Origin of the sequence: Mycobacterium hainanense (genome assembly GCF_041890355.1) — a bacterium.
Taxonomy (GTDB): domain Bacteria; phylum Actinomycetota; class Actinomycetes; order Mycobacteriales; family Mycobacteriaceae; genus Mycobacterium; species Mycobacterium hainanense.
The window spans coordinates 1,598,782-1,618,983 of the sequence record NZ_CP169059.1 but is presented as its reverse complement, the minus strand read 5'-3'; the positions used below and the strand labels follow the sequence as shown (position 1 = coordinate 1,618,983).

18 protein-coding genes and 1 tRNA gene are annotated in these 20,202 nt (G+C 67.0%); 1 reads left to right on the top strand and 18 read right to left on the bottom strand.

Translation table 11 applies throughout. The annotated features are described in order from the left end of the window. Nucleotides 1–3: 3 nt before the first annotated feature. The 17 genes from atpA to argS form a co-directional block, all read right to left on the bottom strand. Nucleotides 4–1,680, bottom strand: a complete 1,677-nt coding sequence (gene atpA / locus ACEL92_RS07720) for a F0F1 ATP synthase subunit alpha (RefSeq protein WP_374025024.1) — start codon at nt 1,678–1,680, stop codon at nt 4–6. Between the two features lie 65 nt (nt 1,681–1,745). After that, nucleotides 1,746–3,086 carry a F0F1 ATP synthase subunit B/delta gene (locus ACEL92_RS07715; protein ID WP_374025023.1) on the bottom strand — a complete coding sequence of 447 codons (1,341 nt, stop codon included), beginning with the start codon at nt 3,084–3,086 and terminating at the stop codon, nt 1,746–1,748. A gap of 6 nt (nt 3,087–3,092) precedes the next feature. After that, the gene (locus ACEL92_RS07710) at nt 3,093–3,626 is read right to left on the bottom strand and encodes a F0F1 ATP synthase subunit B (RefSeq protein WP_374025022.1); all 534 of its coding nucleotides are present in this window, start codon (nt 3,624–3,626) and stop codon (nt 3,093–3,095) included. A gap of 9 nt (nt 3,627–3,635) precedes the next feature. Then, nucleotides 3,636–3,884, bottom strand: coding sequence for a F0F1 ATP synthase subunit C (locus ACEL92_RS07705; protein ID WP_024636915.1), 249 nt, complete (start codon nt 3,882–3,884; stop codon nt 3,636–3,638). An 84-nt stretch (nt 3,885–3,968) separates the two neighbouring features. After that, complete coding sequence (gene atpB / locus ACEL92_RS07700) at nt 3,969–4,724, bottom strand: F0F1 ATP synthase subunit A (protein ID WP_374025021.1); 756 nt, start codon at nt 4,722–4,724, stop codon at nt 3,969–3,971. Beyond that, complete coding sequence (locus ACEL92_RS07695) at nt 4,717–5,202, bottom strand: ATP synthase subunit I (RefSeq protein WP_374025020.1); 486 nt, start codon at nt 5,200–5,202, stop codon at nt 4,717–4,719. The genes atpB and ACEL92_RS07695 overlap by 8 nt, the downstream gene beginning before the upstream one ends. Before the next feature lie 218 nt (nt 5,203–5,420). Continuing rightward, the gene (locus ACEL92_RS07690) at nt 5,421–6,650 is read right to left on the bottom strand and encodes a glycosyltransferase family 4 protein (protein WP_374026123.1); all 1,230 of its coding nucleotides are present in this window, start codon (nt 6,648–6,650) and stop codon (nt 5,421–5,423) included. A 28-nt stretch (nt 6,651–6,678) separates the two neighbouring features. Then, nucleotides 6,679–7,338 carry an L-threonylcarbamoyladenylate synthase gene (locus ACEL92_RS07685; protein WP_374025019.1) on the bottom strand — a complete coding sequence of 220 codons (660 nt, stop codon included), beginning with the start codon at nt 7,336–7,338 and terminating at the stop codon, nt 6,679–6,681. A 75-nt stretch (nt 7,339–7,413) separates the two neighbouring features. Further along, entirely contained in the window at nt 7,414–8,262 is an 849-nt protein-coding gene (prmC, locus tag ACEL92_RS07680; protein WP_374025018.1) for a peptide chain release factor N(5)-glutamine methyltransferase, read from the bottom strand. After that, the gene (prfA, locus tag ACEL92_RS07675; protein ID WP_374025017.1) at nt 8,259–9,332 is read right to left on the bottom strand and encodes a peptide chain release factor 1; all 1,074 of its coding nucleotides are present in this window, start codon (nt 9,330–9,332) and stop codon (nt 8,259–8,261) included. The genes prmC and prfA overlap by 4 nt, the downstream gene beginning before the upstream one ends. A gap of 101 nt (nt 9,333–9,433) precedes the next feature. Next, a complete protein-coding gene (gene rpmE / locus ACEL92_RS07670) occupies nt 9,434–9,670 on the bottom strand; it encodes a 50S ribosomal protein L31 (protein ID WP_374025016.1) in 237 nt (78 codons plus the stop codon). 149 nt (nt 9,671–9,819) lie between these two features. Continuing rightward, nucleotides 9,820–11,682 carry a transcription termination factor Rho gene (rho, locus tag ACEL92_RS07665; protein WP_374025015.1) on the bottom strand — a complete coding sequence of 621 codons (1,863 nt, stop codon included), beginning with the start codon at nt 11,680–11,682 and terminating at the stop codon, nt 9,820–9,822. Nucleotides 11,683–11,947: 265 nt separating this feature from the next. After that, entirely contained in the window at nt 11,948–12,895 is a 948-nt protein-coding gene (gene thrB, locus ACEL92_RS07660) for a homoserine kinase (RefSeq protein ID WP_374025014.1), read from the bottom strand. Nucleotides 12,896–12,899: 4 nt separating this feature from the next. Next, entirely contained in the window at nt 12,900–13,982 is a 1,083-nt protein-coding gene (gene thrC, locus ACEL92_RS07655) for a threonine synthase (RefSeq protein WP_374025013.1), read from the bottom strand. Beyond that, nucleotides 13,979–15,304 carry a homoserine dehydrogenase gene (locus ACEL92_RS07650; protein ID WP_374025012.1) on the bottom strand — a complete coding sequence of 442 codons (1,326 nt, stop codon included), beginning with the start codon at nt 15,302–15,304 and terminating at the stop codon, nt 13,979–13,981. Before ACEL92_RS07650 ends, thrC begins: the two co-directional genes overlap by 4 nt. 3 nt (nt 15,305–15,307) lie before the next feature. Next, nucleotides 15,308–16,726: a diaminopimelate decarboxylase gene (gene lysA / locus ACEL92_RS07645; protein ID WP_374025011.1), complete on the bottom strand. Its 1,419-nt coding sequence runs from the start codon at nt 16,724–16,726 to the stop codon at nt 15,308–15,310. Beyond that, complete coding sequence (gene argS, locus ACEL92_RS07640) at nt 16,723–18,375, bottom strand: arginine--tRNA ligase (protein WP_374025010.1); 1,653 nt, start codon at nt 18,373–18,375, stop codon at nt 16,723–16,725. Before argS ends, lysA begins: the two co-directional genes overlap by 4 nt. Nucleotides 18,376–18,490: 115 nt before the next feature. Between argS and ACEL92_RS07635 the strand changes: the two genes are divergently transcribed. Continuing rightward, a tRNA-Arg gene (locus ACEL92_RS07635) sits at nt 18,491–18,566 on the top strand. Between the two features lie 128 nt (nt 18,567–18,694). Here ACEL92_RS07635 and ACEL92_RS07630 read toward each other — a convergent pair. Then, complete coding sequence (locus ACEL92_RS07630) at nt 18,695–20,128, bottom strand: MFS transporter (RefSeq protein ID WP_374025009.1); 1,434 nt, start codon at nt 20,126–20,128, stop codon at nt 18,695–18,697. Nucleotides 20,129–20,202 lie beyond the last annotated feature (74 nt).

The following is a 20,202-nucleotide window of genomic DNA, read 5'->3' as shown; positions in this document are numbered from 1 at the left end:
TAGCTACTTCTTGTCCTTGCCGTTCTTGGAGTCCTTCGTGTCCTTCGGCCTCTCCTTCTTGACCTGGACCGACTCCTTTTCGAGGTCCTCTTCGTTCAAGGGCTCGACATGCTCGTCGGGCACCACCGAGCCACCGCCCGTGGCCGCGAAGCCCTTCTTGAAGTTGTTGATGATCTCGGTGAGCTGGTTTTCGCCCTCCTCGGAGAGCTTGCCGCTGTCGCGGACACCGGCCAGGAAGCTCTCCTCCGAAGCCCGCATGTGGTCCAGCAGTTCGGTTTCGAAGCGCCTGACGTCCTCCACGGGCACGGAGTCGAGGTGACCGCCGGTGCCCAGGAAGATCGAAACCACCTGCTCCTCAACGGGCATGGGCTGGTACTGCGGTTGCTTGAGCAACTCGACCAGCCGCTCCCCGCGCTCCAACTGGGCCTTCGACGTCGCATCCAGGTCCGAGGCGAAGGCCGCGAACGATTCCAGCTCGCGGTATTGCGACAGGTCCAGACGCAGCGAGCCTGCCACCTCTTTCATGGCCTTGATCTGCGCCGCACCACCCACGCGGGACACCGACACGCCGACGTTGATGGCGGGACGCACACCCTGGTTGAACAAATCGGATTCCAGGAAGCACTGCCCGTCGGTGATCGAGATGACGTTGGTTGGGATGTAGGCCGAGATGTCGTTGGCCTTCGTCTCGATGATCGGCAGACCGGTCAGCGAGCCGCCCCCGAGGTCGTCGGAAAGCTTCGCGCAGCGCTCCAGCAGCCGCGAGTGCAGGTAGAACACATCACCGGGGTAGGCCTCGCGGCCCGGCGGGCGGCGCAGCAGCAGCGAGATCGCGCGGTACGCCTCGGCCTGCTTGCTCAGGTCATCGAAGACGATCAGCACGTGCTTGCCGTCGTACATCCAGTGCTGGGCGATCGCCGAACCGGTGTACGGCGCAAGCCATTTGAAGCCGGCGGAATCGGAAGCCGGGGCCGCGACGATGGTGGTGTAGTCCATCGCTCCACCCTCTTCGAGCGCCCGCCGGACCGAGGCGATCGTGGTGCCCTTTTGGCCGATCGCCACGTAGACGCAGCGGACCTGCTTCTTCTCGTCGCCGCTCTCCCAGTTCTCGCGCTGGTTGAGGATCGTATCGACGCAGACGGCGGTCTTGCCGGTTTTGCGGTCACCGATGATCAGCTGCCGCTGGCCGCGACCGATCGGGGTCATCGCGTCGATGGCCTTGATGCCGGTCTGCAGCGGCTCGCTGACGCTTTGCCGCTGCACCACGGACGGCGCCTGGATCTCCAGGGCGCGGCGGATGTCGGTGTCGATGTCTCCGCGACCGTCGATGGGGTGACCGAGTGGGTTGACGACGCGACCCAGGAAGGCGTCGCCGACAGGAACCGACAGCACCTCGCCGGTGCGCTTGACCTGCTGCCCCTCTTCGATTTTCTCGAAGTCACCCAGGATCACCGCGCCGACGCTGTGCTCGTCGAGGTTCAGCGCGACGCCGAGGACTCCGCCCGGGAACTCGAGCAGCTCCTGGGTCATGACGGAGGGCAGGCCTTCGACGTGCGCGATGCCGTCGCCGGCCTCGACGACGGTGCCGACCTCTTCGCGGGAGGTGTCGGAGGTGAAAGAGCCTACGTACTCCTCGATGGCGCTCTGGATGTCATCAGCGGAGATTGTCAACTCGGCCATGGCTTTTCGTCTTCCTACTTGGTCTTGGTATCGCGTATTGGAAAGGGTTTGTGGAAGCGGTCGGGTCAGTCGGGCAATTGGGCCTGGGCTGCGGCGAGGCGAGAAGCGAGTGTCCCGTCAATCACTTCGTCCGCCACGGAGATGAGCAGGCCACCCAGGAGTTCCTCGGAGATCTGCAGCTGCACCGTCACCGGATGACCGTAGATGCGGCCGAGCACGTCGGTGAGGCGAGACCGCTGGGAGTCGCTGAGTTCGGCGGCCGCGCTGACCTGCGCCACGATCTCGCCGCGGCGTGCCACCGCGACTTTCGCCAGGAACTGGATGGCGTCCTCGGCCGACTCGCCCCGAAGCAGTTGGACGGTCTGGGTCAACAGCGCCACGACGATCGGGTCGACCCTGCCGCTGGCGCTGTCAAGCACCTTGCGTAGCAGGTCGATCCGGCCTTCCACGGGCACGCCGTAGTCGCCCAACAGGATGGCGAGTCGTGGCTGCGCGTCCAGGATGCGGGCGAACCGGAAGAGCTGGTCTTCGACGTCGTCGACCCTGTTTTCCCGTTCGGCGACTTCCAGCAACGCCTGCCGCGAGATGTGCTCGATCGCGTCACCCAAATCGGAGTTGGCCGACCAGCGTTCGGATACGGCCAGGCGCAGGACGTCGAGCGTAGCGTCGGAGACCTTGCCCGAGACCAGGCGCTCGATCAGCCGGACGCGGGGGGCCGCGTCTTCGGCGGGCACGGTCAGGTAACGGGTGACGACGATCTCCCGGTCCAGCATTTCGGCTACCGAGACAAGCTCGGACGAGAGGTTGGTAAGCGCTTTGTTGTCAAGGTTTTTAACGATGTCGCCGAACCGCTCGGTCAGGCCGGCCACTGCCACCCGACTGGCGGAGCGCATCTTCGCCAACAGTGGGTACTCGACGTCCGCGGGCGCCGGAGCCATCGCTTCGAGGTCGTCCAGGAATCGATCGACGGTGCCGGACTGCTGCTCCGGGTCGGCGACATAGTTCCGCACCAACTCGCCCGCCTGGCGCACCGCCTCGTGACCGAGCTCGAGGCGGAGCTGGCGGCTGAGCTGCGTCCGCAGCAGGTCGACCTGGCGACCGCCCTGCGTGGTGATGCGTTCGGATTCCGCGTCGGCCTGGATCCGGAACTGCTCGGCAATGCGCCCGGCGTCGGTCTTGGCTTCTTCCACGAGCCGCTCGGCCTCGGACTTGGCGGATTCCACGGCGTTGCTGTGAGCCGTGGTCGACTCTTTGAGCCGATCGGCCGCTGCCGCAGAGTCTTTCAGCTGCTGGCGCACGGCCTCCTGACGAGCGGCCATCAGCCGACGCACCGGCGGCACGACGTACCGCACGACCAGAAGCACGATGGCCGCGAATCCGATCAACTGCCCGATGAATGTCGACATGCGCGATTACCGTCCAGATTTCCCGGTTGCGGACGTGGCCGTGGTGGCCGGGGCCACCTCGACGCCGAGGATCCGGCTGGCCAGCCTCGCCGACATGCCGGCCACATTGGCGCGCAGATCCAGTTCCACGGCGTCTCTCTCCCGCTTCAATTGCTCGGATGCCATTTGCAACGTCGACATCACCTGCTGCTCGGCACGGGCGCGCGCGTCTTCGACCACCTTACGGCCTTCGGCGCGGGCATTGTCGCGCAACGACGACGCCTGAACCCGGGCCTCCGTCAGGGCTTCCTCATAGTCAGCCTTGGCGGCGTCGAACTGCTCGGTCGCCTTCTTGTTGTCGGCGGCCGTCTTGGCAACCATGTTGTCGCGCTCGCGCAACACCCGCATGACCGGCGGCACCACGAAGGTGCCGATGACGGCCAGCACGATCAGGAAGATGGCCAGCACAAAGAAGAACGTGCCGTTGGGGACGAGGAAGTTGTTGCCTCCCTCGGCCATCACCTGGCTGGATGCCAGGACGCTCAGACTCGCGTCACCCATCACAGCGAACTAGGTGCCGACGGGTGTGGCGAAGACGAACAGCGCCATGAAGGCCAGGTTGATGAAGTAGGCGGCCTCGACCAGACCGACGGTGATGAAGAACGGCGTGAACAGCCGACCTTGCGCCTCGGGCTGCCGGGCGATGCCGGAGACCAGGGCGTTACCGGCAATACCGTCACCGATACCGGCGCCGATCGCGCCACCGCCCATGATGAGTCCACCGCCGATGAGCGCAGCGGCAGCGACTTGGGGGTCCAGAGCCATTCTTATCCTCCTTGATAGCTGGTAGCGGTCTACCAGGCCTCTGTAATGGTGTGTGGGACAAAGCGATACATGGTGGTCTCAGTCATGATGTTCCTCGATCTCCATGGCCTGGCTGAAGTACAGGATCGTCAGGATCGAGAAAATGAACGCCTGGATCGCCCCGACGAAGAGGTCGAAGGCCTTCCAGATGGCGTTGGGAGCCCACATGATGTACGGCGGGAAGAGCGCGATCAGCGCGACCAGGATGCCGCCGGCGAAGATGTTGCCGAAAAGTCGGAGCGACAACGAGATCGGCTTGGCGAGCTCCTCGACGAGGTTGATCGGCGCCAGAAACGCCACGTGGCCCTTGAGCACGGCGAGCGGGTGACCGACGATGCCGCGGCGCCAGATGCCCGCCACGTGGTAGCAGACGAATACGAAGAGAGCCAAGGCGAGAACGTAGTTGATGTCTGCGGCCGCCGACTTCAGCAGCTCAGTGGTGTGCCCGGACTTGTCCGTGTATTGCAGCGGAAGCACCGACAGCCAGTTGGAGATCAGGATGAACACGAAAATGGTGACTGCCAAAGGCAATACGAACGGCGCGATCCGCATCCCGACCGCGCTCTCGATCTGATCGCGCATCTGGACGGTGATGGCTTCCCAGAACAACTGCACGCCGCTGGGGACGCCGGTCGACGTGATCTTCGCGCGCAGGAAGAAGGCCAGCGCCAGGACGATCACCGCAGCGATCGCGGTCGACAGGATCGTGTCGGTATTGACGGTCAGCCCGAGCCATTTGGCTTGGTTGTGCTCGCCAACTTCGATCGCCGCGGCCAGGAACGTCGTGTCAGTCATCGGTGCTGTTCTTTCCTTCCGTTCCTTCCGATCCCGCCATCGCGCCGCCCGCGGAGTCGTCCGCCCAGTCGCCGGCGCGCAGCTTCTTCCAGACCGGAAGAGCCGTCGATGCCACCAGCAAGACCTGGAACAGCGCCAAGCCGAACACGACGCCCAGGCCCGCGGGCCGGAAGATGTAGGCGATGATCAGCCCGATCACGGTGATGACGGCCAGCCGGGTGGCCGAATTCAGCGCCATCGTGCTTTTCATCGGATGCTCTTTGGCGGTGATCGACGCGACGGAGCGACGCACCAGAAGGGCGTTGAGCAAACCCAGCAGCAACCCGACACCGAAGAACACCCCGACCATCAGGTGACCGGTCAGCTCGGCGGCGACGACGGCCACCGCGGTGACGGCGATGCTGAGTACCAACAGGCGGACCGGCCGGAACGCAACAGAGGGGAACACCAACGGCGCGTCCTGCGCTGGTGTCGTCACTGCAGCACCTCAATCCCAAGTTGGTAGTGCGGGAGTCCCCCGACCGACTGATCGGTGGCCCGCCGAGCGTATCGCACGTCACAGCGGATCAACCCAAGGGGTATCTCCCGACGCGAGTCCTCAACCGACCCGATCGGAACGGCGTCCGACGGACCGGCAACCTGTGCGGCTTTTTGGGCTTCTACCTGCACCGTACCATACGGCAAACCCCACTACTACTAGCTGTCGTAGCCCTCGTCGTCGTACTCGTCCCGGCGGCGCATGAGCGGGATCGCGGTGGCGATGCCCGCGACCAAGATGGCGCCCAGCATCACCGCGGCGGTGTCGCGCGGATTGAAGAAAATCGTGCTGGCCGCACCGAACGCGACGATGCCCACCCAGAGATAGATCAGCAACACCACCCGCCGGTGGGAATGTCCGATCTGCAGCAAACGGTGGTGCAGGTGCATCTTGTCGGGGCTGAACGCGCTGCGGCCCGCGCGGGTTCGGCGCACGATCGCCAGCAGCAGATCCAGCATCGGCACGAACATCACCGCGACTACCAGTAGGAACGGCGACAACAGGGCGAACACATCGCGCGCACCGTAGGCGTTCTGCGAGACAGGGCCTGCGGCGGTGGTCGAGGCCGCGGCGAGCATCAGCCCGATCAGCATCGAGCCGGAATCGCCCATGAAGATCTTGGCGCGGTGGAAGTTGTGCGGCAGGAAGCCCAGACAGGCCCCCGCGAGCACCACGGAGATCACGGCGGGCGGGTAGAAGAGGACGTCGCCGCCATGGTCGCGCAGCAGGCCGACGGAGAATATGCAGATGGCCAGCGCGGTGATCAGCCCGAGCCCGGCGGCCAGCCCGTCCAGCCCGTCGACGAAGTTCATCGCGTTCACGATGGACACCGTCAGCGCCAGCGTGAGCAGGATCGACGAGGCCTGGTCCAGCACGATGGTGCCGACACCGCCGATCGGGATGTAGAGGACGCTCCAGGCCACGCCCATGGTGACCAGCACGCTGGCCGCGGTGATTTGGCCGGCGAACTTCGTCAGGGCGTCCAGGCCCCACCGGTCGTCGATGAGCCCGATGCCCATGATCACCGCGCCGGCCACCAGCACCGCGGGCATGCCCGTCGAATAGACGAACCCGCGAGTGAGCGCCGGAAGCTGCGACGCCAGGAAGACGGCCGAGATGACGCCGACGAACATCGCCAGCCCGCCCATGCGCGGCGTCGGGGTCACGTGCACGTCGCGTTCCCGCGGGTACGCGACCGCGCCCAGCCGGGTGGCGAGCACCCGCACGGGACCGGTCGCGAAGTAGGTGATGATCGCGGCGGTCAGACCCACGAGGGCGAGCTCGCGCAGTGGGACACCTGCGCCCCGGTCAGCCAGGGCGAGCAGGCCATTGGCGAGGTTTGCTACGTCGCTGGCCGGGTCGCTGGACACGTCGAGACCGTACTGCACCAACCTGGCAATGAGAGAACCGCTCCGGTTAGGCCTGGACGGTCAGACTTTCGGGATCCACCCCGAGCACTTCGGCGATCCGTTCGGCGCTCACCGGACCCGGTCGCAGGATGCGCGGGGCGGCACCGGTCAGGTCGACGATCGTCGAAGCCGCCTGCTGCTCGGCGGTCCCCGCGTCGAGATAGACGTCGACGAGGTCACCGAGCTGATTGCGGGCCTCGTTGGCGTCCACGGCGGGCGGCCGGCCGGAGACGTTCGCACTGGATACCGCCATGGGCCCCACCTCGCGCAACAACTCGATCGCCACCGGGTGCAGCGGCATCCGCAGCATCACGGTGCCGCGGGCGTCGCCGAGGTCCCACTGCAGCGACGGGGCCTGCGTCACCACCAGGCTCAGCGCACCCGGCCAGAACGCACGAATGAGGTCGCGCGCCCCGCTCGGCACGGTGTAGACGAGGCCCTCGATGGTGTGCCAGGAGCCGACCAGCACCCCGACCGGCATGTCCCGGCCGCGTCCCTTCGCCGAGAGGAGGGCCGTCACCGCGGCGCTGTTGAAGGCATCGGCGCCGATGCCGTAGACGGTGTCCGTCGGCATGACGACCAGGCGGCCACCCTTGATGGCGCCCACCGCCGACGCGATTCCGCGCGACCGCTGGTCGGGATCTGCACAGTCGAAGACCTCACTCATGTGCGCCGCTCCTCCTCATCGCCGGCGGGAGGTGCCCCCACCTCATCGCCGCGCTCTGCATCGTCGCGACGCGACTCATGTGCGCCGATCCTGTCTGCGGGCCGTCACGAATCTCGGTCGGCCGGCCAGATCTTTGTGCTCCGTCACATCTTCGAAAAGCTTTGTCCCCCCGACCAATTCGACGGTCTTCGCCGCCGTGGCGTCGTCATGTTCGACGGCGAAGACGCCGCCCGGGCGCAGCCAACGGCCGGCGAGCTCGACGATCGGGGCGATCACCGCCATCCCATCCGGGCCGCCGAACACGGCGTGGAGTGGATCATGTTGGGCCACTTCGGGTTCCACGGGTGCGGCGTCGGGGACATAGGGCGGGTTGGCCACCACCATGTCGACACCGCCGTGCAGTTCGGGCAGCAGGCCGGGCGCGGTGACGTCGGCCCGCACGAGTTCGACCGCGGTTCCCGCCGCGTTGCGGCGCGCGTACTCGAGGGCCTCCTCCGAGTCATCGACGGCGACGATGCGCGCCGCGGGGTGCTGATGGGCCAGCGCCACCGCCAAGGCGCCCGATCCGGTGCACAGGTCGACGATGACGGGCCGGGCCGGGACGCGCTGCTCAGTGACCCATGCCAAGAGGGCTTCGGTTTCCGGGCGCGGTATGAAGACGCCGGGACCGACCCGCAGCATCAGCGGCCCGAACGCGGCCGTGCCGGTGAGATGCTGCAACGGCACCCGCCGCGAGCGCGCGGCCACGATATCGCGGTAGCGACAGAAGAAATCGTCGCCGGGCGAGTCGAGCAAGGCCAGCCGGCCGCGCTCGGTCCCCGAAACGTGCGCAGCCAACTCCTCGGCATCCCAACGGGCGGAGGCGATTCCCGCTTCGGCGAGCGTCGCCGCAGCGGAATCGATCGCGCGCCGAACGGCACTCATGCCTGTTGCAGCCGGGATTGCTTGTCGGCGGCGCTCAACGCGTCGAACATCGCGTCGAGGTCGCCGTCGAGTACCTGATCGAGATTGTGCGCCTTGAAACCGATCCGGTGGTCGGTGATCCGGTTCTCCGGGAAGTTGTAGGTGCGAATCCGTTCGCTGCGGTCCACGGTCCGGATCTGGCTGGCCCGGTCGGCCGACGCGTCGGCCAGCGCCTGTTCTTCGGCCAAGGCCTGCAAGCGAGCGGCCAGCACCTGCAGCGCGCGCGTCTTGTTCTGCAGCTGCGAGCGTTCGTTCTGGCAGGTCACCACGATCCCGGTGGGCAGATGCGTGATCCGGACCGCGGAGTCGGTGGTGTTGACGCCCTGCCCGCCCTTGCCGGACGAGCGGTAGACGTCGATACGCAGATCCGACTCGTCGATCTGCACCTCGCCCACCTCCTCGGGCTCGGGATAGACCAGCACGCCAGCCGCCGAAGTGTGCACCCGGCCTTGGGATTCCGTCACCGGGACGCGCTGCACCCGGTGCACCCCGCCCTCGAACTTCATTCGCGACCACACCCCGTCGGCGGAGTCGCCCTTGCTGGCGATGGACAGCGTCGCGTCCTTGTAGCCGCCGAGATCCGAGGTGGTCTCGTCCAGCACGGTGACGTTCCAGCCGTGCCGCTCGGCGTAGCGGATGTACATCCGGGCCAGATCCGCCGCAAACAGTGCGGATTCCTCGCCGCCCTCACCGGATTTGACCTCGAGCACGATGTCGTCGGCGTCGTGCGGGTCGCGCGGCGCCAGCATGTCGGTCAGTTGGGTGTCCAATTCGGCCACCCGCGACTCGAGTTCGGTCACCTCGTCGGCGAAAGAATCGTCGTCGGCGGCCAATTCGCGCGCGGTCTCCAGATCGCCACGCGCGGACTCCAGCTTGCGATACGTGGCGACGATCGGGGCCAACCGGGCGAACCGGCGACCGGCCTTGCGCGCCTCGGCGGGATTGCTGTGCAGGTCGGGATCCGCCAGCCGTTTTTCGAGTTCGGCGTGTTCGGCCAGCAGCACATCAATCGTCTGTACCGGCTGCGTCACATCTCACCTCCTGCCCGTTCAGCCCCCGTGTCTTTTTGCCGCAAACGCGAACCGACGCCCGGCCTGTGCTCTCGTGCACAGTTCGGGCGTCGGCAATGCAGCTATTTGTCGGTGTTGTCCGCGGCGGCACCCTTGCGCTTGCCGTACCGCTTCTCAAAGCGAGCCACCCGGCCACCGCTGTCCAGAATCTTCTGCTTGCCGGTGTAGAAGGGGTGGCACTGCGAGCAGACCTCGACGACGATGTTGCCGCCGGGCTTCGTGCTGCGGGTCTGGAAGGTGTTTCCGCACCCGCAGTGCACGGTGGTCTCGCCGTAAGCGGGGTGAATGTCAGATTTCATGCTGTCCTCTTCGATCTTGTCGAGCGTCGATTATGCCAGGTCAACCAGTGTCTCCCAAAACAACGGGGTGCCCCTGCACATTCCCGGCGCATGGGCGGCCCCGAAAGGTTGCCGTGGCGCGGTGCCGGCCGCCGAGCAACGTGGATCGGCTAGTCGTTGTCCATCGAGCCCGGGGTGGTCTTGGAGACCTGCACCAGGAACTCGTAGTTGTTCTTCGTCTTGCGCAGCTGGGACATCAGCAGATCGATGGCCTGGTGGGAATCCAGGCCCGACAGCACGCGGCGCAGCTTGTGCACGATCGCGAACTCATCCGGGGAGAGCAGCAGCTCGTCCTTGCGCGTACCGGAGGGGTTCACGTCGACCGCCGGGAAGACGCGTCGCTCGGAGATCTTGCGGTCCAGCTTGAGCTCGGCGTTACCGGTGCCCTTGAACTCCTCGAAGATGACCGTGTCACCGGTGGAGCCGGTCTCGACCATCGCGGTGGCGATGATCGTCAGCGATCCGCCTTCCTCGATGTTTCGTGCCGCACCCAGGAATCGCTTCGGCGGGTACAGCGCGGTGGAGTCGACACCACCGGACAGGATCCGGCCCGAGGCGGGTGACGCGTTGTTGTAGGCACGGCCGAGGCGGGTGATCGAGTCGAGCAGCACCACGACGTCCTTGCCCTGCTCGACGAGCCGCTTGGCGCGTTCGATGGCCAGCTCGGCGACCGAGGTGTGGTCCGACGGCGGCCGGTCGAAGGTCGAGGCGATGACCTCACCCTTGACCGAGCGCGTCATGTCGGTGACCTCCTCCGGGCGCTCGTCGACGAGCACGACCATGAGGTGGCATTCCGGGTTGTTGCGGGTGATCGCGTTGGCGATGTCCTGCAGGATGGTCGTCTTACCCGCCTTGGGCGGCGAGACGATCAGGGCGCGCTGGCCCTTACCGATCGGCATGATCAGGTCGATGACCCGCGTGGTCAGCCGGTCAGGGGTGGTCTCCAGGCGCAGCCGCTGGTTGGGGTACAGGGGCGTCAGCTTGCTGAAGTCGGGACGCTTTTTGGCGTCCTCGACCGGACCGCCGTTGACGCTGTCCAGGCGGACCAGCGGGTTGAACTTCTGCCGCTGGTTGGGCTGTTCGCCGTCCTTGGGTACGCGGACCGCGCCGGTCACCGCGTCGCCGCGGCGCAGGCCGTTCTTGCGCACCATGTTCATCGAGACGTAGACGTCGTGCGGACCGGCCAGGTAGCCGGAGGTGCGGACGAACGCGTAATTGTCGAGCACGTCAAGGATGCCGGCGACCGGCTGCACGACGTCGTCCTCACGCAATTCGGTGTCACCGCCCTCGCCGGACCGCTCACCGCGACGCCTGCGGTCGCGGAAACGGCGCCCGCGGCGGCCCTGACGGCCCTCGCCGTCGTCGTCTTGCTGGTTCGAGCCGCCACGACCTTGCTGGCCGCCCGAGCCCTGTTGATCAGCGCCTTGGTCGCCACCGGAATCCTGGCCGCGCTCCTCGCCTTGCGAGTCGCGCTTGCCGGCTTGGCGGGTGCCCTCCTCCCCGGAGGCCGCGCCCTCGCGATTGCGTGGGCGCTCGCCGTCGGAGTCGTCGCCGCTGCGGGCCGCTCCAGGCTCGCGGGAGGCGCTGCGCCGTTCGCGGCGGGGCGCCTCGGTGGTCGAACCGTTCTGGTGGTCTTCGCCGGCCGGCGCTTCGGCAGTGGCGGCGTCGGACTTGGCGGTGTCGGACTTGGCGGTGTCGGACTTGCCGCTCTGCTGGGGGGCCGCCGGGGCGGAAGTCCCGTTGGACTGTCCCCTGATTTCCTTGATGGCGGCGATGAGTTCGTTCTTGCGCATGCCCGACGTTCCCTTGACGCCGACTTCGTTAGCCAGCGCGCGCAGTTCGGGAAGCACCATGGTGGACAGTGACCCACCAGGGGCATTGGTTTTGCCGTCGGATGTGTCTGGGGTCACGGCGTTCGACACCTCATTGCTGTCGGTGCTCGCGTCAGCCGTGAACAAGTCCGTATCGGTCACGGATTTCCTTTCTTCCCCCGCTGAACAGGTCATCCGGGGGGTTCGTTGCATTCAGCAAATCGCCGAGTGCGCCCAAATATCGACTCTGCAACGGTGATCGCCTTAATCGGCGGAGTAAGCGGCGAACCTCGTTCACGAGAAGAATTGGTGTGTCCTAGCGGCAAGGCAGTATGGATGCAGATGCAGATGCTGCGATTGCTGGACGGAACCGAGGATAGCCCGCATCGTTGTTGGAAGCAAGCAAACCCTCCGGCCGCGCCGTGGATCAACCGGAGACTGTGACGCCCGGGCTCCAGCGAACTCCATCGCCGGCGGTCATCTCAGTGAGGGCAAATCCTTGGGCGACCCCGTACTCCACCACTTCCGTGGGTAACTCCGGCGCTGTGCTGAGCGCAATCAGTGCTGGACCCGCCCCGGAAAGTGTCGCTGACACGTTATTACGCCGGAACAGCCGCAAATATTCCGCGGAGCCGGGCATCGCCGGCGCCCGCTGGGGTTGATGCAGCACATCTTCGGTGGCCGGCATGAGCAGGTCCGGGCGTTCGGTCAGCGCTACCACCAGCAAGGCGGCGCGGCTGACGTTGAACCGGGCGTCGTCGTGGCTCACCTGGGCGGGCAGCAGCACCCGGGTCTCCGCGGTCAGGGAGCGCTCCTGGGGTATGGCGCAGTACAGGCGGATGTCGGGGTGCAGGCGCAGCGGCACCGCCGAATACCGTGGCCGATCACCGGAGGCATCGATCCACGACACCACCGCACCGCCCAGCACAGCGGCGGCGGCGTTGTCGGGATGACCCTCGAACTCCGACGACAGCTGAATCAGCTGGGCGTCGCTCAGAGGTTTCGAATCAGACTGTGCAACAAGGCCGTTCGCTGCTGCCAGGCCACCGACCACGGCCGCCGCCGACGAGCCGAGACCGCGGGAGTGCGGGATCGCGTTGCGGCAGCGGACAACCAGGCCCGGGGCCCGCACGCCCGCGGCCCGCAGCCCGCATTCGACGGCGCGCACCACCAGGTGTTCGGGGCCCCGGGGCACCTGCTCGGCGCCCTCGCCTTCGACGACGACCACTAATCCGGAATCGGTTGTCTCCACGACGATTTCGTCGCTGAGGCTCAATGCCAGCCCGATGCTGTCGAAACCGGGTCCGAGGTTGGCGCTGGACGCCGACACAACGGAGCTTGCCATCAGCCCGGCGGGCAGCAATTGAGCCGTCATTTCTTTACGCGAGCCCAAGCTTCTCGACGACGAGCGCCGGATCGACGGGCAGCGGGGACACGGTTGGCATATCCCTGAGCGCCGTGTCGGAGTCTTTGAGGCCATTGCCGGTCACCGTGCACACCACCGTCGAGCCGCGCGCCACCCAACCGTCGTCGACGGCCTTGAGCAGGCCGGCGATGCTGGCCGCCGATGCGGGCTCGACGAAGACGCCCTCGCTCTCGGCGACCAAGTGGTACGCGGCCAGGATCTCCTCGTCGGTGGCGGCCAAAAACCGCCCGTTGGACTGCTGCTGCGCGTTGACGGCGGCCGCCCAGGACGCGGGAGCACCGATGCGTATCGCGGTCGCGATCGTCTCGGGGTGGCTGACCGGTGCGCCGTGCACCAGCGGCGCGGCGCCGGCCGCTTGGGTGCCCAGCATGCGGGGCAGCTTGTCGATCACGCCGTCGTGGTGATATTCGGTGTAGCCCTTCCAGTACGCGGTGATGTTGCCCGCGTTGCCGACCGGCAGGGCGTGCACGTCCGGCGCGGTGCCCAGCGCGTCGACGATCTCGAACGCCGCCGTCTTCTGCCCCTCGATGCGCACGGGGTTGACGGAGTTGACCAGCGCGATCGTCGGGAAGTCCGCGGCCATCTTGCGGGCCAGCTCCAGGCAGTCGTCGAAGTTGCCGTCGATCTGAATGATCTTGGCGCCGTGCATGACCGCCTGTGCCAGCTTGCCCATCGCGATCTTGCCCTGGGGGATGAGCACCGCGCAGGTGATGCCGGCGCGGGCCGCGTAGGCCGCCGCCGACGCGGAGGTGTTGCCGGTCGACGCACACAACACGGCCTGCTGGCCACGCGCCAGCGCGTCGGTGACCGCCATGGTCATGCCCCGGTCCTTGAACGAGCCGGTGGGGTTGAGGCCCTCGACCTTGAGATGCACCGTGCAGCCGGTCTTTTCGGAAAGGCGCGTCGCTGCGATCAGCGGGGTGCCGCCCTCGAGCAAGGTGACCGGCGTCCAGTCGTCGCCGATTGGCAGGCGGTCGCGGTAGGCGGCGATCAACCCAGGCCAGGGTTGGTGCACGGCGGTGCGCGGGACGCTCATTGGCCGGTCTCTTCCAATCGCAGCACACTAGTGACACCCTGCACGACATCCAGATCCGCCAGCGCATCGACGGTTTCGGACAGCGCGGCATCTGTGGCGGTGTGGGTGACGACCACGACGCGCGCTCCCACCCGCCGCCCGCCTTCGTCCACCACGCCCTCCTGGCGAACCTCGGCGATGCTCACCTCGCGTTTGGCGAATTCGGCCGCCACCGTGGACAGCACACCCGGCTTGTCCGCGACGTTCATGCTGACGTAGTAGCGGGTGGAGATGAAACCCATTGGGGCGACTGGAAGCTGGGCATACTTGGATTCCTTCGGACCGCGGCTGCCCAGTACCCGGTTGCGGGCGGCCATCACCAAGTCGCCGGTGACCGCGGACGCGGTGGGCGCGCCGCCCGCGCCCTGACCGTAAAACATCAGGCGGCCGGCGGCCTCGGCCTCGACCACCACCGCGTTGAACGCACCGTTGACAGTGGCCAACGGGTGCGACAGCGGCACCAGCGCCGGATAGACGCGGGCCGATACCCGTTCCTGACCGTCCTCGGTGGTGACGCGCTCGCAGATGGACAGCAGCTTGATGGTGCAACCCAGCGACCGCGCGGAGGCGAAGTCGGCCGGCGTGATCTTCGTGATGCCCTCGCGGTAGACGTCGTCGGCGGTCACCCGGGTGTGGAAGGCGATCGACGCCAGGATCGCGGCCTTGGCCGCGGCATCGTAGCCTTCGACGTCGGCGGTGGGGTCGGCTTCGGCGTAGCCGAGCGCGCTCGCCTCCGCCAGGGCGGTGTCGTAGTCGGCGCCGGTGCTGTCCATCGCGGACAGGATGTAGTTGGTGGTGCCGTTGACGATGCCGGCAACCCTTAGCACCGTGTCTCCCGCCAGCGACTGGGTGAGCGGGCGAATGACCGGGATGGCGCCCGCGACCGCGGCCTCGAAATACAGGTCGACATGGGCGTTTTCGGCGGCCTGCGCCAGCTCCCCGGTGGAGGTGGCCAGCAGCGCCTTATTCGCCGTGACGACGGACTTGCCGTGCTCGAGCGCGCGCAGGATCGCCTTTCGCGCAGGTTCCACCGGCCCCATCAACTCCACGACGATGTCGACGTCTTCTCGGGAGACGAGTTCCTCGACGTTGTCGGTGAGCAACTCGATCGGAACGCCACGGTCGGCGGCGACCCGCCGGACTCCGGCGCCGCGCAACACCAGGGGCGCGCCGACACGAGCCGCGAGATCGTCGGCGCTGCCCTCGATGATGCGGACAACTTCGCTCCCGACGTTGCCCAACCCGAGCACCGCTACGCCCACAGGCTTTTCATCACCGGGCACCGTTCACCTCACTTCCAGACTCAGTAGATCGTCAACCGTCTCGCGGCGCAGGATCAGGCGGGACCGGCCCCCGCGCACCGCCACTACCGCCGGACGGCAGATCATGTTGTAGCGGCTCGACAGCGAATAGCAGTACGCGCCGGTCGCGGCGATCCCGAGCAGGTCACCCGGCCGCAGATCGTCGGGCACCCACGCGTCGCGGACGACGATGTCACCGCTCTCGCAGTGCTTTCCGACGATCCGTGCCAGTGTCGCCGGCGCGTCGCTGGCCCGTGAGACCAGCCGGGCGTCGTACTGCGCGTCGTAGAGCGCGGTGCGGATGTTGTCGCTCATGCCGCCGTCGATGCTGACATAGCGGCGCTGGGCCGTGCTGCTCACGTCGACGTCCTTGACGGTGCCCACCTCGTACAGCGTGATGGTGCCGGGCCCGGCGATGGCACGTCCGGGCTCCACCACCAGTCGCGGGGTGGGCAGTCCCACGGCCGCCGACTCGTTGGCGACGATGGCCGTCAGTTTGGCCGCCAGCTCGGCCACCGGCGGCGGGTCGTCGGTGCCCAGGTAGGAAATCCCCAGTCCCCCACCGAGATCCACGGTCGAGATCTGGCCCGTCTTGTCGATGCCGAATTCGTCGACGATTTGGTGCAGCAGGCCGATGACGCGGTGCGCGGCGACCTCGAAGCCGTCGACGTCGAAGATCTGCGAGCCGATGTGGCTGTGCAGCCCCACCAGGCGCAGATGATCGGTGGCGAACACGCGGCGCACCGCGGCCATCGCCGCGCCGCTGGCCACCGACAACCCGAACTTCTGATCTTCGTGCGCGGTGGAGATGAATTCGTGCGTGTGCGCTTCGACGCCGACGGTGAGGCGGACGTAGACGTCCTGGACGATGCCCGCCTCCCCCGCGATGGCGTCGAGGCGCTCGATTTCGGTCATCGAGTCCAGGACGACGTGCCCGACACCGGCTTTGACCGCGGTGGTCAGCTCCGCGACCGATTTGTTGTTGCCGTGGAACGTGATCCGCTCGGGGGGGAAGTCGGCGTGCAGGCCGACGGCGAGTTCGCCGCCGGTGGAGACGTCGAGCGACAGGCCCTCCTGGTCAACCCACCTGGCGATCTCGGTGCACAGGAAGGCCTTGGCCGCGTAGCACACGTTCTGTCCGCCGCCGAACGCCGTCGCGAGTTCGCGGCAGCGGGAACGGAAGTCGTCCTCGTCGATGACGAACAGCGGGGTGCCGTACTCCTGCGCGAGCTGGGTGACCGGTATTCCGGCGACGCTGGCCACCCCGGTGTCATCGCGAAGGACGTTGCGCGGCCAGACGTTCGACGCAAGCCGAAGCAGCTCGTCGGGCGATTGCGGCCGCGGCGGGCTATCGGGGTGCCGGGCGTCTTCGGCGTGCCGAGGACCGGCGGGGTGCACGTTCACATTCGCTCCGGAGCGGTGACGCCGAGGATCGCCAGTCCGTTGGCGATGACCTGCCGGGTGGCCTGGCACAGCGCCAGACGGGCGGTGTGCAGGTCGGTGGGCTGCTCGTCCCCCTGCGGCAGCACCCGGCACGAGTCGTAGAACCGGTGGTAGTCGCCGGCGAGGTCTTCCAGGTAACGGCACACTCGGTGTGGTTCCCGCAGGGACGCCGCCGTTTTCAGCACGCGGGGGAATTCCCCGATGCTGCGCAGCAGGGTGCCCTCCTTGTCGTGGCTGAGCAATTCGAGGTGCCCGGTGTCGGGGACCAACCCCAGTTCCGCGGCGTTGCGGGCCAGCGCCGACAACCGGGCGTGCGCGTATTGCACGTAGTAGACCGGGTTTTCGCTCGACGCCGACGACCACAGCGCCAGGTCGATGTCGATCGGGGTGTCGACCGAGGAACGGATCAGGCTGTAGCGCGCCGCGTCGACGCCGATCGCCTCGACCAGGTCGTCGAGCGTGATCACCGTTCCGGCCCGCTTGCTCATCCGCACTGGTTGGCCGTCGCGGACCAGGTTGACCATCTGCCCGATCAGCACCTCGACGTGAGCCGGGTCGTCACCGAACGCGGCGGCCACGGCCTTGAGTCGGGCGATGTAGCCGTGGTGGTCGGCGCCGAGCATGTAGATGCACAGGTCGAATCCGCGCTGCCGCTTGTCCAGGTAGTAGGCGATGTCACCCGCGATGTAGGCCGGCTTGCCGTCGCTCTTGATCACGACGCGGTCCTTATCGTCGCCAAAAGCGCTGGTGCGCAACCAGGTTGCGCCATCCTTCTCGTAGACGTTGCCGGTCTGGCGCAGCCGGGCGATGGCCTGATCGACCCGGCCGCTGGTGTGCATCGAGTCTTCGTGGGTGTAGACGTCGAAGTCGGTGCCGAACTCGTGCAGCGACTCCTTGATGTGGGTGAACATCAGGTCGACACCGATTTCGCGGAACGTCTCGTGCATCTCGGCGCCGGGCAGGCTCAGCGCGTCGGGCGCCTTCTGCAACACCTGCGCGGCGATGTCGTTGATGTAGGCGCCGGCATAGCCGTCCTCCGGCGTCGGTTCCCCCTTGGCGGCGGCGATCAGCGAGTTGGCGAAGCGGTCGATCTGGGCTCCGTGGTCGTTGAAGTAGTACTCGCGCAGGACGTCGGCACCCTGGGTGGTCAGCAGCCGGCCCAGCGCGTCGCCGACCGCGGCCCAGCGGGTGCCGCCGATGTGGATGGGCCCGGTGGGGTTGGCCGAGACGAATTCCAGGTTGATTTTGTGGCCGCCCAGCGCGTCGGAGTGACCAAACTCATCACCGGCGTCGAGGACGTTGTTGACGATCACCGCCTGTGCGGACGCCTCGAGCCGCAGGTTGATGAAGCCGGGCCCGGCCACCTCCGCCGAGGCGACGCCGTCGGCCTGTGCCAGCGCCTCGGCCAGCCAGCCGGCCAGTTCACGGGGGTTGGCGCCGACCTTCTTGCCCAGCTGCAGCGCCAGGTTGCTGGCGTAGTCGCCGTGCTCGGGATTGCGCGGCCGCTCCACCGTGACAGCCGCCGGCAGGGCGGCAGCGTCCAGCCCGCGCTCGACCAGCACCGCGGAAGCGGTGGTCCTGAGCAGCTCAGCGAGGTCAGCGGGGGTCACAAGCGTCCATCCTATTGGCTGACGTGCCCGCGCCCCGAATCCATTGCGGGTGGTCGAGCGGTCACCGCGATGCGTTAGTCTGTCTGGGCCCACTGGCGCATCATGGTCTCCATGCGCCCCCGTAGCTCAGGGGATAGAGCGTCTGCCTCCGGAGCAGAAGGCCGCAGGTTCGAATCCTGCCGGGGGCACCACGTCTAGCAGCGGAAACGTCGATTCCTGAGTCCCGAGCGGGCTGCGCCTGGAACCTGTGTGATGAACGTGTGATCCTCGTGCCAGCCCTACGGCTTCCGCCGTCCAAAGAGCGTGTGCTCTCAACACGTCATGCGGTGAGCGGCTCCGGTGATAGCCGTTGTTGCGACCTGACTTTCGAAGACGGCCTGAGCCCCAAGCCCGCGCTGACCTCGTCGAGCGCGCGGCCCCGGGGCTCGGGCAGCAGGAGCGTCGTCGCGATCGCCGCGATGTAGCAGCCGAACGCCAGCAGCGTGACTGCCCGCAGCCCCGAGGACGCCAGGACAAGCGGCACCACCAACGCTCCCCCGAATGCGCCGACCTTGGCGACACCCGACGACAGGCCGTGCAAGCTGCTGCGGACGGCGGTTGGGTAAGACTCGGCGGCCAGCAGCATGGTGGTGTAGTTCGGACCGAACGCGATGCCGAACAACGAAAGACCGAAGACGATCCCGAAGGGCAGCACGGCGCTGCTCAGGCTCGGCACCGAAGTGATCAGCAGCATGGCCGACGCACACAAGCCGAACCCGACGATTTGGAGTCGACGCCGCGGCCATCGGTCGAGAACGAAGAGCCCGGCGATGGCCCCGACCAGGCTGAAGCAGACGACAAGCACGGCGTTCAGCGCGATGTTGGACAGCGTGGAGCCGTGCGGGCTGATGGTCTTGATCAGCAGCGGCTGGCTCACCGAGTTGCCATATACCGCGACGTTGAAGAAGAACCAGCTTCCGGCGGTCCCCACCAGGGTGATGAGCACCTTGCGATTCGTCAACGCCAACCGCAGCCCACCGACCGAAACCCTGGAAACCGGTGCCGCACTGAAGGTTTCGTTGCCCGCTCCGGCGAACTTCTCGAAGTCCAGGCGCGCCCGACGCTCGTCGCCATGCTCGGCCGTCCAACGGGGCGACTCCGGCATGTGGCGGCGCTGGTAGAGAACGAGCATCGACGGCAGGACACCCAGCCCAAGGATCAGTCGCCAGGCCAGGCCATTGTCGACACCGACCGCGAGCACCAGCAGGCTCACCAGGTAGGCGCAGACCTGGCCGAACACATAGAACAGGAACGTCATCCCGACGAGTTGGCCACGGTTTCGCGCGTTGGCGTACTCGGTCATGATGACGCCGCTGGCGGGGTAGTCACCGCCGATGCCCACGCCGAGGATCAGCCGGCCCACTAGCAATGCCGCGAAGTTCGGCGCGAATGCCGACACCAGGGCCCCGATGATCATCAGCACGGCCTCGAGCCCGTACACGCGCCGGCGGCCGAAGAGGTCGCCCAGCCTGCCGAACACCATCGCGCCCACCGCCACCGCGAGAAGCGTCGAGCTGGTCAGCATCGAGACCTGACCGCTGCCGAGGTGGAATTCGGGTGCGGCGAGCAGCGTCACCGAGCCGATGACGTTGAGGTCGTAGGAGTCGGTGAAGAACCCCGCCCCGGCCGTCGCCGCCGCCTTGAAGTGGAAGACGCCGAGTTGGGCGTCGTCGATGGACGTCCCGACGCTCCGGTTGCTGGCGACGTCAGTCATTGAGGCTCCGATTCCAAGCGCGCCGACTTGTCATTACAAGAACCCTCCGATAAGGGCTGAGCGACTGTCAACAG

What these genes read in the sequence shown, in the direction of transcription:
- ACEL92_RS07685 (WP_374025019.1), bottom strand. Translation starts at nt 7,338, where the DNA reads ATGAGTGAGGTCTTCGACTGTGCAGATCCCGACCAGCGGTCGCGCGGA.
- ACEL92_RS07715 (WP_374025023.1), bottom strand. Translation starts at nt 3,086, where the DNA reads ATGTCGACATTCATCGGGCAGTTGATCGGATTCGCGGCCATCGTGCTT.
- rpmE (WP_374025016.1), bottom strand. Translation starts at nt 9,670, where the DNA reads ATGAAATCTGACATTCACCCCGCTTACGGCGAGACCACCGTGCACTGC.
- ACEL92_RS07710 (WP_374025022.1), bottom strand. Translation starts at nt 3,626, where the DNA reads ATGGGTGACGCGAGTCTGAGCGTCCTGGCATCCAGCCAGGTGATGGCC.
- ACEL92_RS07630 (WP_374025009.1), bottom strand. Translation starts at nt 20,128, where the DNA reads ATGACTGACGTCGCCAGCAACCGGAGCGTCGGGACGTCCATCGACGAC.
- thrB (WP_374025014.1), bottom strand. Translation starts at nt 12,895, where the DNA reads ATGACGGCTCAATTGCTGCCCGCCGGGCTGATGGCAAGCTCCGTTGTG.
- atpA (WP_374025024.1), bottom strand. Translation starts at nt 1,680, where the DNA reads ATGGCCGAGTTGACAATCTCCGCTGATGACATCCAGAGCGCCATCGAG.
- prmC (WP_374025018.1), bottom strand. Translation starts at nt 8,262, where the DNA reads ATGAGTGCCGTTCGGCGCGCGATCGATTCCGCTGCGGCGACGCTCGCC.
- atpB (WP_374025021.1), bottom strand. Translation starts at nt 4,724, where the DNA reads ATGACTGACACGACGTTCCTGGCCGCGGCGATCGAAGTTGGCGAGCAC.
- thrC (WP_374025013.1), bottom strand. Translation starts at nt 13,982, where the DNA reads ATGAGCGTCCCGCGCACCGCCGTGCACCAACCCTGGCCTGGGTTGATC.